We start from the raw sequence: 15,951 nt of genomic DNA on the forward strand, positions 1-15,951 counted from the left end.
ACGCTCAAGGATCGCCACACTGGGGGACGCGTGTTGATGGCCTCTTCGCCGCTATCGGGCATCAGCCTGCAATATCTCGACGCCATGCAGGCGGCCTTCGACCGTGACCCAGGATCGGTGGAGCCGGGATGGCGCGTCATCTTCCAGGTTTTGGCGGAGATGGACGCCAGGCGCCCGGCGGACACTGGCGCCGAATGGCGCGACCGCGGCCATCTGACCGCGTCACTGGACCCGCTGGCGCCGGGCGCCACGCCCCCGGCCGACCCGATCCAGGCGCTCTATACCGGCACGCTGGCGGTGGAATCGGCCCATATCGACGATGCCGCGCGCAGCGCCTGGCTGCGCGCCGCGGTGGAGCAGGACGCCGGCCTGCCCGCGCCCGCGGCCCCCATGGCAGTGCTGGCCGAGTTGATCGAGGCCGAAGAATTCGAAAACTTCCTGGGCCGAAAATTCCCCACCAAGAAGCGTTTCGGTGCCGAGGGCGCGGAAGCCCTGATCCCGCTGCTGCGCCGCGTGCTGGCCAATGCCGCCGCCCAGGGGGTCACCCGGGCCGTCATTGGCACCATGCATCGGGGCAGGCTGTCGATCGTCGCCAATGTGCTGGGCCGCAGCCTGGCGCGGATGATTGGTGAGGTGAAGGGGGCGCATCCCTTCCCGGCCGATGCCCCGCGCGCCGGCGACGTGCCCTATCATCTGGGGCTGGAGGCCGACCTGATCCTGGACGGCCACCCGATCCGCGTCACCCTGCTGTCGAACCCATCGCATCTGGAAGCGGTCGATCCGCTGGTGTTGGGCCGCGCCCGCGCCGCGCAGGACGCGATCGGCGAAGGCGGCGTGGACAAGGTGCTGCCGATCATCCTGCACACGGATGCCGCGGTGGTCGGCCAGGGGCTGGTCGCCGAATGCATCCAACTCGCGGGGCCCGCCGGCTATACCGTCGGCGGCACGGTGCACTTGGTCGTCAACAACCAGATCGGCTTCACGACCGAGGTGCAGGAGGCCCGCACCTCCCGCCACTGCACCGGCCCTTGGAAGGCTGTGGACAGCGCCATCCTGCATGTGAACGGCGACGATCCGGCGGCGGTCTGCCGTGCCGCCGATATCGCCGTGGCCTGGCGGCAGGCGCAGCATTGCGACGCGGTGATCGACCTGGTCTGCTACCGCCGCAACGGACACAATGAGATCGACGAGCCAGGCTTTACCCAGCCGCTGCTCTATGCCCGGATCGCTGGGAAACCGCCGGTCACGCGCCGCTTCGCCGCCAGCCTGATCGCCGCCGGCATCACGACCGAGGATGCCGTCGCCGCGCTGGCCGAAGCCTGTCGCGCCAGGTTGCAGGCCGGCTACGACGAAGCCCCGGCCCACCGTGTCAACGAAAGCGGCTTCCCCGCCCGCCCCGCCGCGCGCGGACAGGACACCGGCGTCGCCGAGCCCGTCCTGGCGCGCATCGCCACGGCGCTGGCCAACCCGCCCGATGGCGCCGTGCTGCACCCGCGCATGGGCCGCGTGCTGCGCCAGCGCGCGATCGAGGAGGCCGGCATCCCCTGGCCCTCGGCCGAGGCCATGGCCTTCGGCAGCCTGGTGCTGGATGGCGTGCCGGTGCGGCTGTCGGGCCAGGATGTGGTGCGCGGCGCTTTCTCGCACCGGCATTTCAGCCTGACGGACCGGATGACCGGCCAAAAGCATGTCGGGCTGGATGGGCTGGATCCAGCGCAGGCGCGGTTCCAGGCCTTCAACAGCCCACTGTCGGAATATGCCGTGCTGGGCTTCGAATATGGCTACAGCCTGGAACGGCCCGAGGCGCTGGTGCTGTGGGAAGCGCAGTTCGGCGATTTCGCCAATGGCGCGCAGATCATGATCGACCAGTTCATCACCTCGGGTGAAGAGAAATGGTGCGACCCCTCGCGGTTGGTGATGCTGCTGCCGCATGGGCTGGAGGGTCAGGGGCCCGAACATTCCTCGGCCCGCCTTGAACGCTATCTGCAACTGGCGGCGCTGGACAATATGCGCGTGGTCAATCCGTCCACGCCGGCGAACTACTTCCACCTGCTGCGCGAACAGGGGCTTGGCTTGTGCGACAAGCCGCTGGTGATCATGGGCGCGAAGAAACTGCTGCGCCTGCCCGCCGCACTGTCGCCTTTGCGCGATTTTCTGCCGGGCACGGGCTTCACACCGGTCGTGGCGACAGTGCCTGAAGGACCTGTCGAACTTGTCCTGCTGTGCAGCGGCAAGATCGCCTATGAGCTGGAGGAGCAACGCCAGGCACGCGACGCCCGGACGGTCGCCATCCTGCGGCTGGAACGGTTATATCCGCTGCCTGCCGATGAACTGCGCGCGCTGCTGCGCCGCTGGCCCAACGCGCGGCTGGTCTGGGTGCAGGAGGAACCGGAGAACATGGGCGCCTGGCGCTGGATCGACCGCCAATTGGAGACCCTGGCGATGGAATGCCGCATGGCCGCACCGCGCGCCGACTATGCCGGCCGGCCTGAATCCCCATCGCCCGCGGGCAGTTTTCATGGCGACCATGACACCGACCAGCGTGCCATCGTCGAACGCGCGTTCGCCGCCCTGCCCCGGGCCGCAGCCGAGGCCGCCCAATGAGCACGATCCTGAAGGGCCTGCGGGTCACCGAAGTCTCCGCCTTCATCGCGGCGCCGCTGGGCGGCATGACGCTGGCGCAACTGGGCGCGGAGGTCATCCGCATCGATCCGATCGGCGGCAATATCGACTATCGCCGCATGCCGCTCTCACCCACCGGGGCGAGCCTGTATTGGACCAGCCTCAACAAGGGCAAGCGGTCGGTCACGCTGGCCCTGAACACGCCCGAGGGGCAGGAGATCGCGCGCGCGCTGATCACCGGCCCGGGTGAGGAGGCGGGCATCCTGCTGACCAACCTGCCGGCCAGCGGCTGGATGAGCCATGCGGCGCTGTCGCGGCATCGGGCCGACCTGATCATGCTGCGGCTGACCGGCAACCACGATGGGTCGGGGGCGGTGGATTACACCGTGAACTGCGCCTCCGGCTTCCCCACCGCGACGGGGCGTGACGAGGCGCCGGTGAACCACGTGCTGCCGGCCTGGGATGTCGCGGCCGGGCTGTACCTCACGACGGGGCTGCTGGCCGCCGAACGCCAGCGCCGGCGCGATGGCCAGGGGCGCGAGGTCACGCTGGCGCTGTCGGATGTGATGCTCGCGACGGTCGGCAATCTTGGCTACATCGCCGATGTCCAGGTGAACCGGAATGTGCGGCCGCCGCTGGGCAACGACCTGTATGGCGCGCTGGGCCGCGACTTCGCCACCAGCGATGGGCGGCGGTTGATGATCGTCGCCATCTCCAACCGGCAATGGCGGGCGATCGGCAAGGCGACCGGCCTGACCGAGCGGCTGGCGATGATCGGCCCGATGATGGGCGTTGACCTGGATACCGAGGTCGGTCGCTTCGATGCACGCGGCGCGATTTTTGCGTTGCTGGAGATGTGGGTCGGCCGGCACACGCTGGCGGAAGCGGGGGCGCTGCTCTCGGCGGCCGGGGTGCTGTGGGGGCCGTATCAAGATTTTGGCCAGTTGGTCGCGGAGGATCCGCGCTGTTCCACCAAAAATCCGATCTTTGGCATGATTGACCAGTCAGGCGTTGGCCGCGTGCTGGCGGCCGGGTCGCCGCTGGGATTTACCGATGGCGACCGCCTGCCGCCGGTGCCGGCCCCGGCGATGGGCCAGGACACCGATGCCGTGCTGGCGGAGGTCCTGGGCATGTCCTCGGCACAGATCGGCCGGCTGCACGATTCCGGCACGATCGCCGGCCCGGGCTGATGAACCGAACAGCGCGCAAGGCCGGGGGCGACGCCACGCTGCCCCGGCGCCAAAGCAGCAGGAGCCACTGAGCCATGTCCGATACCATTGCGTCCTGCGCGGGGTTACTCGCTGCCGCGGAGCGGCTGCACGACACCACCCGCCTGGCGCTGGCGGCGCTGATGACCCGCGACGGCAAGCCGAATGCAGCCTTGATCGAGGCGCATCAATTCGTCGCCCATGGCCTGTCCTGGCAGGCGACCTATGTCGAGGCCTTGCGCCAGACCCTGGCCTGGGCGCGCAAACTGCAGGCCGATGGCGGGCTGGGCGTGGCGGAGACGGCGATGCTGCGGCTGGGCTTTGCCGAATACGGGCAGCAACTGGCCGGCGGCATTCCGATGAGCCAGTCGGAAATGATCCGCCCCGCCGAGATGGGCGTGCCGGCCGAGGCCCTGGCGCACTACGCCGCCACCCCCGCGCTCGCCGCCCTATCCGACCGCGCCGCGCTTGAGGCGGCGCGCCTCGCCCTGGTGGGGGAACTGGCCGAGGGGCGTTTTGGCGCGCTCGGCCTGGATGACGAGATGCTGGACGCGACGCGCGAGCAGTTCCTGCGCTTCGCCGCCGCCGAGGTCGCGCCTTTCGCCCCGGAATGGCATGCGAAGGACCAACTCATCCCCATCGAACTGGTGGGTAAACTGGCCGAGATGGGCGTCTTCGGCCTGACCGTGCCGGAGGAATTCGGCGGGCTGGGTTTGGGCAAGGTCGCGATGTGCCTGGTGTCGGAGGCGTTGAGCGGCGCCTACCTCGGCGTCGGCTCGCTGGGCACGCGGTCGGAGATCGCGGCCGAACTGATCCGGCTGGGCGGCACCGAGGACCAAAAAACCCGCTGGCTCGCCCCGATCGCCAGCGGCGAGGTGCTGCCGACGGCGGTGTTTACCGAACCCAATACCGGCTCCGACCTCGGCAGCCTGCGCACGCGCGCGGTCAGGGAGGGCGATGTCTTCAAGATCTATGGCGCAAAAACCTGGATCACCCATGGCGCGCGCTCCGATCTGATGACCCTGCTGGTGCGGACCGATCCGGATGCGGCGGGGTATCGCGGCCTGTCGATGCTGCTGGCGGAAAAGCCGCGCGGCACGGTCGAGAATCCTTTCCCGGCCCCGGGCATGAGTGGTGCTGAGATTCACGTCCTCGGCTATCGCGGCATGAAGGAATACGAAATTGCTTTCGATGGCTTCGAGGTTCCGGTCACCGCCCTGCTCGGCGGCGTGGAAGGCCAGGGCTTCAAGCAGTTGATGGAGACGTTTGAGAGCGCGCGCATCCAGACCGCGGCCCGCGCCCTGGGTGTCGCGCAGAACGCGCTGGAACTGGGCCTGTCCTACGCGAAGGATCGGGGCCAGTTCGGCAAGCAGATCATCGCCTTCCCGCGGGTACATGCGAAGCTCGCCTTCATGGCGACGGAAACCATGATGGCGCGGCAATTGTCCTACCACGCCGCACGCCAGAAGGACGCCGGCCGCCGCTGCGATATCGAGGCGGGGATGGCCAAGCTGCTGGCCGCGCGCATCGCCTTCAGCAACGCCGATTGCGCGCTGCAGATCCATGGCGGCAATGGCTATGCGCTGGAATATCCGATCAGCCGGGTGCTCTGCGACGCCCGCATCCTGTCGATCTTCGAAGGGGCGGCGGAGATCCAGGCGCAGGTCATCGCGCGGGGCCTGCTGGGCCGCATCAACTGACGTGCAGGGCAAGGCCCGCCCTGGGCCAGTCCACCGCGATCAGCCTGCCCGTCCCGGACAGGGTGATGAAGGCGGTGCGAAGGCCCTCGCCACCGAAGCAGATATTGGTGCAGAAGGCGTCGGGCGCGGGATGGAATTCCAGCAATTCGCCGGCCGGCGAAATCACGGAGATACCGCCCCGCACCAGCGTCGCCACGCAGATATTGCCGCAGGCTTCCACGGCCAGGGAGTCGAAGCGCTGGTAGCCCTCGCGCCCAAGCACCAGGCGGCCGCCATTGGGCGATGGCCAAGGCTCCATCCGCACCTCGCCAGGTGCGGTGATGTCATAGGCCCAGAGGCGGCTCGTCTCCGTCTCCGCGACATAGAGGGTCTTGCCATCCGGTGAGAGGCCGACGCCGTTCGGCGTCATGGACGGAAAAATCGCCTCGCGGATCATGCTGCCGTCGCAGCGCGCGTAATACACCGCGCCACGATCCATGCTGCGGGGCCGCACCTTGCCCAGGTCGGTGAACCAGAATCCGCCATGCTCATCGAAGACGATGTCGTTCGGGCCGTTCAGCGGCTTGCCGTCGCAGGATGTGTAGAGGGTATCGACGCGCCCGGATGCGAGATCCACACGCTCGATCCGGCCGGTGACGTAATCCTCGGCGATGCCGATTGGGCGGAGGTAGCCGTCCGGCTGCTCCAGCCAGCGGAAGCCGCCGTTGTTGCAGACATAGCAGGCCCCGTCAGGGCCGATCGCCGCACCGTTCGGGCCGCCGCCCAAGGTCGCCACGACCTCCCGTGCGCCGGATGGGGTGATCCGCGTCAGCGTGCCGGCCGCGATTTCCACCACCAGCAGGCTGCCATCCGGCAGCCAGACAGGCCCCTCGGGGAAGCGCAGGCCCCGTGCCACTTCCCGCCCGATCAATTCCATCGTCATCTCCGTTCAGGTGACCGCTTCGCCGGCGCCGAGGTAGGCGGCGATGGCTTCCTCCATCGCCGCGGGATGGCGCAGGTCCGCCGCGTCCCGCCGCCCCAGCATCCGGCCGCCGCGCATGAAATGGACGGTGTCTGCCACCCGCACCGTCAGGCGGAAATTTTGCTCGACCAGGATCATCGCCAGGCCGGTTTCGCCCCGGACGACGGCCAGTTTCTCGAACACCCGGCGGACCAGCAACGGCGCCAGGCCGAGCGATGGTTCGTCCAGCAGCAAAAGCCGCGGCCCCGCCATCAGGGCGCGGCCGATGGCCAGCATCTGCTGTTCGCCGCCGCTCAGCCGCCAGGCCGGGCTGCCGGCACGATCGGCGATTTCCGTGAAGATGCCGAGCACCATGTCGCGCCGGCGCCGCCGTGTCGGCCCATCCAGGTGGAAACCGCCGAGCACCAGGTTCTCATCCACCGACAGGTTCGGCACGATCTCCCGCCCCTCCGGCACATAGACGATGCCGGCGCGCACGAGTTGGCGCGCGTCCTGGGCAGATACATCGCGCCCTTCCAGCAGCACGCGCCCCGCCGACTTCGGCACCAGCCCCGCGATCGCCTTCAGCACCGTGGACTTGCCGGCGCCATTCGCGCCGAGCAGCCCGACGGTCCCGCGCTGTGGCACGACGAGGGCCACGCGCTGCACCGCCACGGCGCTGCCGTAGCGGACCTCCAAATTCTCGACGGTGAGCAGGTCAGTCATCGGAATCACCCAGATACACGCGCACCACTTCCGGATCGGCGCGGATTTCCGCAGGCGTACCAGTGGCGATGCGCCGACCGAAATTGAGCACGTGGATGCGATCGCAAAGCTGCATGATGAGGTCCATGTCGTGCTCGACGACGACGATGATCAATTCGGGCGAGGCGAGGCCGCGCAGGACCGCCATGAGTTGGCGCGTCTCCGATGGGTTCAGCCCGGCGGCGGGTTCGTCCAGCAGCAGGACGCGCGGTTCCGCCGCGATGGCGCGGGCGATCTCGACCAGGCGCTGGATGCCGGGGGGCAGGCTGCCGGGGGTGACGTCCGCGATGCCGCCGAGGTCGAGGCGCCGCAGCACCTCCAGCGCCGCCTTGCGCGCTTCCGCGGCCTCGGTGCGGCCGGCGGGGAGGGGGAGGAAGGCATCCGCCCAGCCCGACCGCCCGAGCCGCGCCCGGCCGAACATGACGTTCTCCGTCACGGTCAGTTCGGAACACAGGGCGACGTGCTGGAAGCTGCGCGACAGGCCGGTGCGCGCCCGCGTCGCCGGGGGCATGTGGTCCAGCCGCATGTCGCCCAGGGCGATCGTGCCGCTTTGCGGCTGGTAGAGGCCGGTCAGGCAGTTGAACAGGCTGGTCTTGCCCGCCCCATTCGGCCCGATCAGGCCGGTGACCTGCCCTGGGTGGAAATCCAGGCTGACCTCGTTCAGCACACGATGCCCGCCGAAGGCCAGCGAGATGTCATCGACGACAAGCGCCGCTGTATCAAGCATCGCGCGACACTCCCGCAAACCGGCTCCTGAGGGCGGCCAGCGCCTCCGCCGGACGATGACCCAGGGTGACGACGACCAGCAGCGCCGTGCCATAGACGATCGGCACCCAGTCGCCCCAGGCGGCGAAAACCTGGGGGATGAGGGTGATGAAGGCACCGCCCACCAGCGCCCCGCCCAGGCCCAGCGAGCCGAAACTGACCACGGTGCCGACGAGCAGATAGATCGACGTGGACAGCGTGAAACTGTTCGGCGAGACGGTGGAGGCAGCAAATGCCAGCAACGCCCCCGCGATGGCAGCGACCGAAGCACTGATGGCAAAGGCCGCGAGCCGTGCATAGCCACGCGAGAAGCCAAAGGCCTCGGCCGCCCGCGGATGATCCCTTGCGGTCAGCAGGACCAGCCCCTGCCGCGAACGGCGAAAGCGCGCGAGCAGCACGACCACCAGCCCCAACGCCAGCAAGGGCAGGTAGTAGCGTTGCAGGTCGATGCCCAGGCCAGGGATGACCGGGCGGGACACATACAGACCTTCATACCCACCCGCGATGGGGCCGAGTTGCAGGATCATCTCCGGCACGGACAAGGCCAGCGCCATGGTGGCGATCGCCAGGTAGATGCCCGACAGCGCCCGCGACGGCCAGGCGAAGGCCAGCCCGAGCACAGCACCCGCCACCGCCGCGACCGGCAGGCTGACGAGAAGCGACAGGCCCAGTTCACGCTCCATGATCGCCGCGCAATAGGCGCCGAGGGCGAGGAAGAAACTGTGGCCGATGGAGACCTCGCCACCAAAGCGCAGCAGGAAGCCGACCGACAGCACTGCGACCGCATTGGCCATGCAGACGCCGACGCTATAGGTCCAGAACCCGCCCAAGATCCCAGGCAGCAGCGCCAGCCCGGCGAAGAGCAGCACCGCCGGCCAGTGCTGCAGCCGCAGGCGGGGCGCGCTGGCGGCCGGCGAGGCGATCACGCCAAGGACCTCAGGCACGCGACCCGCCTCCACGCTGCGGCATGATCCCGCCGGGGAAGACGTTCAGCGCGACCAGCATCAGCACCAGCAGGAAGGTGCTGCTGAGTTCCGAGGTGACGAAGTAGCTGAAGAGGTTCATGGCAACGCCCACGATCAGGCCCCCGATGATGCTGCCCGGCAGGCTGGAGAAACCGCCGAGCACGGCGGCGGCGAAGGATTGCAGCATGAAGGCCGCGACCGTCGTCGAACTGAGGAAGGTGCTGGGGATGATCAGCAGCGACGCGATGACGCCCAGCGTCGCCGCGGCCCCCCAGGCCAGCCCCTGCACGGCGTAGAGATTCAGGCCGCAGACCCGGCTGGCGAAGGGGCTGGTCGATACGGCACGGAAGGCGATGCCGATGCGTGTCCGCTCGATCACCAGGAACAGCGTCGCGACCACCAGGAAGGCGACCACCAGGACGGTGATGTCATAGGAGGTGATGCGCAACCCGGCGACCTCCGCACTCCAGACCGGGACCGGCAGGTCGAGGTTGACGATATCGGCGCCGAACAGCACCTGCACCGCGCCCTGGAGCACCAGGCTGATGCCCAGCGTCGCAATCGTGCCGCGCAGGTCCGACCGTTCCGACACGCGGGCGATCAGCCCGTAGGAGATGACGGCAAGCACGACGACGATGGCCAGCGCCACGACGACGGCGGCGATCCAGCCGAAGCCGCCACCGGTCGTCGTCAAAGCATAGACGACAAAGCCCGCCAGGGCCGCCAAATTGCCATGTGCGAAATTGACGACCCGGGTGGCCTTGAAGACCATGACCAGGCCCAGCGCACCGATCGCATAGAGGCACCCGGTGATCATCCCGGTCCAGACCAGCGCCAGCAGGTCGTGCAGTGTCTCGCTCATGGCTTTGTCGAATCGCCGGGCGCGAGCCGGCCGGACACCAGTTCCAGCAGCATCGGGAAATACCGGCTGCCCGAACCGGCCTTGACCAGTTCGGCGTAGTAGTCGCGCGCCGTTTCCGTCACCCGGGCCGAAACGCCGGTCTGGGCCGCCAGTTCAAGCGCGCCGGCCAAATCCTTCAGCACGTAGCTCGCCGAAAAGGATTTTTCCGGATAGACGCGCGGCAGCATCGCCTTCATCCCGTGGTTGCGCAGCACGAAACTGTCGCCCGATCCGCGTGAGACGGCGTCCAGCAGGACGGCCGGCGCCACGCCGGCGCGTTCGCCGATGGCCATCATCTCGGCCAGGGCCGCGACATGTTCGAAGACCAGGGCATTGTTGATCAGTTTCACCGCCTGCCCGGTGCCGGTCGGGCCGCAATGGGTCACATCCGTCGCGATCATCCCGAGCAGCGGGCGAAGCCGTGCGAAGGTGGCGTCGTCGCCACCGACCATGATGCTGAGTTCGCCGCGCATCGCCGCTTCACGCGTGCGCGCCACTGGCGCATCGGCGAAACCCATGCCTGCCGCGGCAAGGCGCTCGGCGACGGCGCGGGCCGAGGCGACCGTGGTGGTGCTGAGATCGACCACCAGCAGCCCGCGCCGGCCGAGGCTGGTCAGACCCCCCTCCCCGCAGCACAGCGCCTCGACCTGCGCCGCGCCGGGAAGGGAGAGGAAGACGATATCCGCATCGCGCACCGCGTCGGCGACGCTGTCCACCAGCACGGCGCGGCTGTCGCGCAACTCGTCGCGCGCCGCCGGGTTCAGGTCGAAGGCACGCACCTCGGCGCCATTGCGGGTGGCCATGTTGCGGCACATCGGCCCGCCCATGACGCCGAGCCCGATGAACCCGACCTTGTCTGCTGCTGTCATATCCGTCTTTCAATCCATCAACATGCCGCCGTTGACGTCGAGGACCGTACCCGTGATCCAATTCGACGCCGGCGAGCAGAGAAACAGGATGGCCTGGGCGATATCCTCCGGCTGGCCGAAGCGCCGCAGCGGCACGCTGTCATTGGCCGAAGGCGGGGCGCGGCCCGTCACCGTCTGCCACATCGGGGTTTCGACGGGTCCCGGCGCGATGGTATTCGCGAAGACGCCGTGCTGCGCACCAGATTTCGCCACCCATTTCATCAACCCATGCACCGCCGATTTCGCCGCCACATAGGCCGGCCCCGAGGCGACGCCGCCAATCTTCGCGGCGATGGAGCCGAGGGCGACGACCTTGCCGCCGCCCGCCTGGACCATGATCGGGTAGATCTTCCGCAGCGGATTCACGACCCCCATCAGGTTGACGTCCAGCATGGCCTGCCACTCGGCATCCTCACTGTCCTGCAAATGGGTCTTTGCGATCGCACCGGCGCAGAGTACCAGCACATCGATACGGCCATGCTGCGCCATCACCTGGTCGATGGCGGCTTCGGTCGCGGTGCGGGAGGTGACGTCGCAGTGCAGGAACTCGACACCCGGCGCCATCGCGGCGGTGCCTTCATGCAGGTCGGCCGCCACCACCTTCGCCCCCGCGGCGGCGAGGGTCGTGCAGACGGCCCGGCCAATGCCGCCGGTACCGCCCGTCACGATGGCCACCAGGCCATCGAGCCGGGCGTTGGAACTGATCGGAATGCTTGTCATATCGCTTTCGCTGCCTGTGGTCGTGTCGGTTCAAAATCCGGCCGATGAGTCTCAGCCCGGCATGTCGAAGGCCGCGGCCGGATAGGGTCGGAATTCGCGCACCAGGCTGAACTGCCCGTCCTTGGCCTGGATGATGCCCTCCCGCCGCGTGCCGCGATGATCGCCTGCCTTGAAGCTGACGTTGCGCGCACCGCCGACGGAAGCATCCGTCACTTGCTCCATGGCATCGATCAGGTTGGGCCGGGTCAGCGGCAGGCCACTGTCGAGCAGCTTCTCAAAGCCCACGGCAAAAAGGGCCGCGTTGCTCCAGCCATTCAAGCCGAAGACGCCGACCGGATCATTCGGCGCGAAGCGCGCCGCCGCCGAGCGGTAGTCGGTCACCGCAGGCTCGGTACCGCCCACGGGCAGCAGCCAGGACGAGAAGTAGGTGCCATCCAGCAGGTTCGACGCGAGGCGATAGGTGGAGGGATCGGCGGTGAAGAAGGGCGCGAACCAGGTGGCGCTGTAGCCGCTGCGATTGGCGGAGCGCAGGGCGGCGGCGAGGTTCGCATTCGATCCGAACATGACCACGCCATCCGCCTGCGCATTGATCAGGCGGCGGATCTGCGGGGTGAAGTCGGTGGCCCGCACGTCGAAGGGCTGGGATTCCGCCGGCTCGATGCCGCGCGATGCCATGTACTTGTCGAAGCCGCGCTTGGCCGAACGGCCGAGTTCGTCATTCTCCCACAGCAAAGCCACGCGGCGCAGGTTCAGCCCGTCCAGCGCGTGTTCGGCATTCGACGCGGCCGACCAGCCGTAGTCGGGTAGCAACGGAAAAACGTGACGCTCGGTGAAGAAGGCCGACGCCCCACCAATCGGGCCGATGATCGGCAGGCCCTGTTCGCGGGCATAGGGGATGACGGCGACGTTGGTCGCGGTGCCGACCGCCGCGACCAGGGCAAAAATGCCCTGTTCCTCGACTAGGCGCCGGGTCACGGCGACGCTGCGCGACGGTTCATAGCCATCGTCCATGGTGGCGTAGCGCACCTGCCAGCCGCGGATGCCGCCATTCTCATTGATATGGCGGAAGAATGCATCCGCGGCGCGCGTCAGGATGGCATAGAAGGGGACCGGGCCCGTCACGGGGGTGAAGGCGCCGACCGTGACGGTCTTTGCCGTGGCATCGATGCCCGGGCTCGCCCTTTGCGCCAGGGCGGGCCTGGCCAGCGGGGCGATGGCGCCGGCCGCGACCGTGGCGAGGAACTGCGATCGGGTGATGTTCTTCATTTTCTTGGCTTCCCCTGGACTTTATCGCGCTCCGGCCGCCGTCCAGCGCCCGTGGGCGCGAAGGGACAGCCGGGTTGTCATTCTGGCGGAGGATCGAGGCTCCGCCGTGCTGCGTCAAGCAAGAATGCATCATGCATTTATAGATGACGCGACGACGTCACGCTGCGCGAAGACGCGCCGACAGCGCTTCGGCCATCGCCTTCGTGCCAAGCCGACCACCGACATCGCGCGTGGCCTCGCCCGCGGCGATCGCCTCCCCGATGGCGGCCTCCAGCGCCGCCCCCGCCGCCACGAAATCGCCGTGGCCGCCGCGGCGCCCGTACCAGCCGAGCATCAGCGCCGTGGACAGGATCAGCGAGGAGGGATTGGCGACATCCTGCCCGGCGATATCCGGCGCGGAGCCATGCGCCGCCTGCGCCATGGCATGATCCGTACCCGCGTTGAGCGAACCGCCCAGGCCCAGGCTGCCCGACAATTCGGCAGTCAGGTCGGACAAGATATCGCCGAACATGTTGGTGGTGACGATGACGTCGAAGCGTCGCGGATCGCGCACCACATGCGCCATCATGGAATCGACCAGCACGGCGTCGAGCGCGATCTCCGGGTATTCGGCCGCCACCTCGCGGCAGGCATTCAGGAACAGCCCGTCACAGACCTTCAGCACATTGGCCTTGTGCACGACGGTCACGCGCCGGCCACGCAGCATGGCAAGATCGCAGGCTGCGCGCGCGATGCGCAGCGAACAGGCCCGGGTGATGCGACGCAGCGATATGGCGACATCCGGCGTAACCAGGATTTCGCCGTTCCCGGCCTCCATGTTGCGATCGGCGTAGAAGCCTTCGGTATTCTCCCGCACGACCACGAGGTCGAAGGCACCGACCTTGCTCGGCAATCCGTCATAGGTGCGTGACGGCCGGATATTGGCGAAGAGGTCCATCCCCTTGCGGAAGAATTTGGACGGGTTGATCTCGCCGCGCGCCTCATCGCGAAATTCGAGGCTATCGGTCGGGCCGAGGATCACGCCATCGGCCTGCCTTGCGTCATCGAGCAGGGAGGATCGAACCGTCGTGCCATGCCGCGTTTGGCTTGCGTAGCCGACGACATCATGCCGCAGATCGAGGGGCAGCGAGAACTGCTCCCGCACCGCGTCCAGCGCGACCAGGGTCGCGTCGGTGATCTCCGGCCCGATACCGTCACCGGGAAGAACCAATATTTGCATGACGCTCAATCCAGCCGGGCTGCGTTGCTTTGGCTGAGGAGCGCGCCCCAGCGGCGTGTGTCCTCGGCGATCAGGGCGCCCAGATGGGCGGCACTGGCCTCTTCGCCGACAGGGATGCGTCCCATGAACTGCTCATACCGCCGCCGCACGGTCGGATCCGCGAGACCCGTTGCCAGCGCGGCCTCCCAGGCGGCACGTATCGGCGCCGGTGTCGCGGCGGGCAGGACGAGGGCGTTCCAGATTTCGATGTCGATACCGGGCAGCCCGGCTTCGGCGGCGGTCGGGACCGTGGGCATCGCGGGCAGCCGCGCCGATCCGGTGACCAGCATCGCCCGGGCCAGGCCCGAGCGGGTGTTCGGGATGGCGCTGAACGCCTGCTCGATCAGCATATCCACGTGCCCCGCCAGCAGGTCGTTCACCGCGGGGGCGCCGCCACGATAGGGGATCAGGTCGGCACGACCATGCGTCGCGTCCAGGAATTGCAACGCCGCCAGATGCATCGTGGAGCCCGCGCCGGATGTGGCAATCCGCAGATTGCCCTGGCGTGCCCGATCAGCGAGCTGCTCCAGGGTGGTGATGCCGGATTTTTCCGAGACAAGCAGGACCATCGGATTGGTGCAGACCACCCCGACAGGCGCGAAATCACGCATGCTGTCGAAGCCCGGCGTGCGATACAGGTGCTTGTTCACCGAAAACACGCCGACATGCGCGAACAGGGCCGTGAGCCCGTCGGCGGCGGCGCGCGCCACCCGTTCGGCACCGATGTTGCCGCCGGCGCCCGTGACATTCTCCACGACGATAGTCTGGCCGAGCCGCTGGCCCATCGGTTCGGCCAGCAGACGGGCCATCACATCCGTGGTCCCGCCCGCGGCAAAGGGCACGATCATCGAAATCGCGCGCGGTGCCATCCAGGGCGCCTGGGCCCGGGCGACGGCCGGCAGGGCGCATAGCCCCGCCAGCACATGACGTCGCGACAAGGCGCCCGTGGTGGGCGTCACTGCGGCCGGTCTCCGGACAGGGTCACGCGATGCATGATCCGCCGATGGCCGTGATAATCATTGACCGGATTGTGCAGCGCACAGCGGTTGTCCCAGAAGGCGATGGAGCCCGGCTGCCAGCGGAAGCGACAGGTGAATTCCGGCCGGGTCTGATGCTCGAAGAGGTAAGCCAGCAGGCCGGCGCTCTCGTCCTCCGTCATACCCACCAGGCGCAGCGTATGGCCGCCGTTGACGTAGAGCGCCTTGCGGCCGGTTTCGGGATGGGTCCGGACGACGGGATGCTCGGCTTCCAGCACCTTTCGCTCCTCGCCAGGCTTGCGATCCTCCCGCGTGCGGGTCTTCTCGGCCTTGGCGGAGCTGTTGATGGCCTTGAGCGGCTCCAGCAGCCGCTTCATGCCATCGGACAGCGCGTCGTAGGCGGCATAGCCGCTGGCGAACAACGTGTCGCCGCCATAGGGCGGGACTTCACGGCCGACCAGGATCGTCGCCATCGGGGGCTGCTCCAGATAGGCCGTGTCGGTGTGCCAAAGCCCACCGAAATTGACCCGCTCGTCTTCCATCTTGGCGACGGTGATCACCTCCGGCGCCTCATCCAGGCCCTTGAGGAAAGGATAGTGCACCACATCGCCGAAGCGGCGCGCGAAGGCGACGAAGTCCTTGGGCGGGAGAGGTTGGTCGCGGAAGAAGACCACCGAGTGCTGAAGCCAGAGCTCCCTGATCCGGGCGATGGTTTCATCCGAGGCTTGCGCGAGCGGGCCGACACCATGGATCTCCGCGCCAAGGGCGCCTGCGATCGGTGAGGCCGTGATCTGGCGGCTGATGCTGTTCATCGTGGGGTCACCTGAAACAGAGACGTGCGGAGTGTGACGGTCATGGGCCTTCTCCAAGCGGCATGATGTGGAAACGAGGGATTCGCCCGCGATCGGCGCGTGCTGCGGCGGGCCCGGGCGATGAAGATGTCTGCGGCGGGGCGTCAG

Annotated in this window: 14 protein-coding genes; 3 read left to right on the forward strand and 11 right to left on the reverse strand. The window is 68.1% G+C overall.

The window, feature by feature from the left end; genetic code table 11:
- Nucleotides 1-36: 36 nt before the first annotated feature.
- The 3 genes from ACQW02_RS15290 (at nt 37) to ACQW02_RS15300 (ending at nt 5,527) form a co-directional block, all read left to right on the forward strand.
- On the forward strand, nt 37-2,601 hold the full coding sequence (locus tag ACQW02_RS15290) for a 2-oxoglutarate dehydrogenase E1 component (protein WP_431280773.1): 2,565 nt from the start codon (nt 37-39) through the stop codon (nt 2,599-2,601).
- A complete protein-coding gene (locus ACQW02_RS15295) occupies nt 2,598-3,809 on the forward strand; it encodes a CoA transferase (protein ID WP_431280774.1) in 1,212 nt (403 codons plus the stop codon). The genes ACQW02_RS15290 and ACQW02_RS15295 overlap by 4 nt, the downstream gene beginning before the upstream one ends.
- Before the next feature lie 74 nt (nt 3,810-3,883).
- Nucleotides 3,884-5,527: an acyl-CoA dehydrogenase family protein gene (locus ACQW02_RS15300; protein ID WP_431280775.1), complete on the forward strand. Its 1,644-nt coding sequence runs from the start codon at nt 3,884-3,886 to the stop codon at nt 5,525-5,527.
- Here the strand turns inward: ACQW02_RS15300 and ACQW02_RS15305 are convergent.
- The 11 genes from ACQW02_RS15305 to ACQW02_RS15355 form a co-directional block, all read right to left on the reverse strand.
- Nucleotides 5,520-6,443 carry an SMP-30/gluconolactonase/LRE family protein gene (locus tag ACQW02_RS15305; RefSeq protein WP_431280776.1) on the reverse strand — a complete coding sequence of 308 codons (924 nt, stop codon included), beginning with the start codon at nt 6,441-6,443 and terminating at the stop codon, nt 5,520-5,522. The two genes, ACQW02_RS15300 and ACQW02_RS15305, sit on opposite strands and share 8 nt — an antisense overlap.
- Nucleotides 6,444-6,455: 12 nt before the next feature.
- Complete coding sequence (locus ACQW02_RS15310) at nt 6,456-7,193, reverse strand: ABC transporter ATP-binding protein (RefSeq protein ID WP_431280777.1); 738 nt, start codon at nt 7,191-7,193, stop codon at nt 6,456-6,458.
- Nucleotides 7,186-7,959: an ABC transporter ATP-binding protein gene (locus ACQW02_RS15315; protein ID WP_431280778.1), complete on the reverse strand. Its 774-nt coding sequence runs from the start codon at nt 7,957-7,959 to the stop codon at nt 7,186-7,188. The genes ACQW02_RS15310 and ACQW02_RS15315 overlap by 8 nt, the downstream gene beginning before the upstream one ends.
- Nucleotides 7,952-8,941 carry a branched-chain amino acid ABC transporter permease gene (locus ACQW02_RS15320; RefSeq protein ID WP_431280779.1) on the reverse strand — a complete coding sequence of 330 codons (990 nt, stop codon included), beginning with the start codon at nt 8,939-8,941 and terminating at the stop codon, nt 7,952-7,954. Before ACQW02_RS15320 ends, ACQW02_RS15315 begins: the two co-directional genes overlap by 8 nt.
- Entirely contained in the window at nt 8,934-9,824 is an 891-nt protein-coding gene (locus tag ACQW02_RS15325) for a branched-chain amino acid ABC transporter permease (protein ID WP_431280780.1), read from the reverse strand. Before ACQW02_RS15325 ends, ACQW02_RS15320 begins: the two co-directional genes overlap by 8 nt.
- Nucleotides 9,821-10,732 (reverse strand): NAD(P)-dependent oxidoreductase, encoded by a 912-nt coding sequence (locus ACQW02_RS15330; RefSeq protein WP_431280781.1) that lies wholly within the window; start codon nt 10,730-10,732, stop codon nt 9,821-9,823. The genes ACQW02_RS15325 and ACQW02_RS15330 overlap by 4 nt, the downstream gene beginning before the upstream one ends.
- A gap of 9 nt (nt 10,733-10,741) precedes the next feature.
- Nucleotides 10,742-11,491, reverse strand: a complete 750-nt coding sequence (locus ACQW02_RS15335) for an SDR family NAD(P)-dependent oxidoreductase (protein ID WP_431280782.1) — start codon at nt 11,489-11,491, stop codon at nt 10,742-10,744.
- A 51-nt stretch (nt 11,492-11,542) separates the two neighbouring features.
- On the reverse strand, nt 11,543-12,757 hold the full coding sequence (locus tag ACQW02_RS15340) for an ABC transporter substrate-binding protein (RefSeq protein ID WP_431280783.1): 1,215 nt from the start codon (nt 12,755-12,757) through the stop codon (nt 11,543-11,545).
- A gap of 157 nt (nt 12,758-12,914) precedes the next feature.
- A complete protein-coding gene (locus ACQW02_RS15345) occupies nt 12,915-13,976 on the reverse strand; it encodes an isocitrate/isopropylmalate dehydrogenase family protein (RefSeq protein ID WP_431280784.1) in 1,062 nt (353 codons plus the stop codon).
- Between the two features lie 5 nt (nt 13,977-13,981).
- Nucleotides 13,982-14,974, reverse strand: a complete 993-nt coding sequence (locus tag ACQW02_RS15350; RefSeq protein WP_431280785.1) for a Bug family tripartite tricarboxylate transporter substrate binding protein — start codon at nt 14,972-14,974, stop codon at nt 13,982-13,984.
- A complete protein-coding gene (locus ACQW02_RS15355) occupies nt 14,971-15,804 on the reverse strand; it encodes a TauD/TfdA dioxygenase family protein (RefSeq protein ID WP_431280786.1) in 834 nt (277 codons plus the stop codon). The genes ACQW02_RS15350 and ACQW02_RS15355 overlap by 4 nt, the downstream gene beginning before the upstream one ends.
- Between the last annotated feature and the right edge of the window lie 147 nt (nt 15,805-15,951).

The organism is Humitalea sp. 24SJ18S-53 (assembly GCF_050632385.1).
GTDB lineage: Bacteria > Pseudomonadota > Alphaproteobacteria > Acetobacterales > Acetobacteraceae > Humitalea.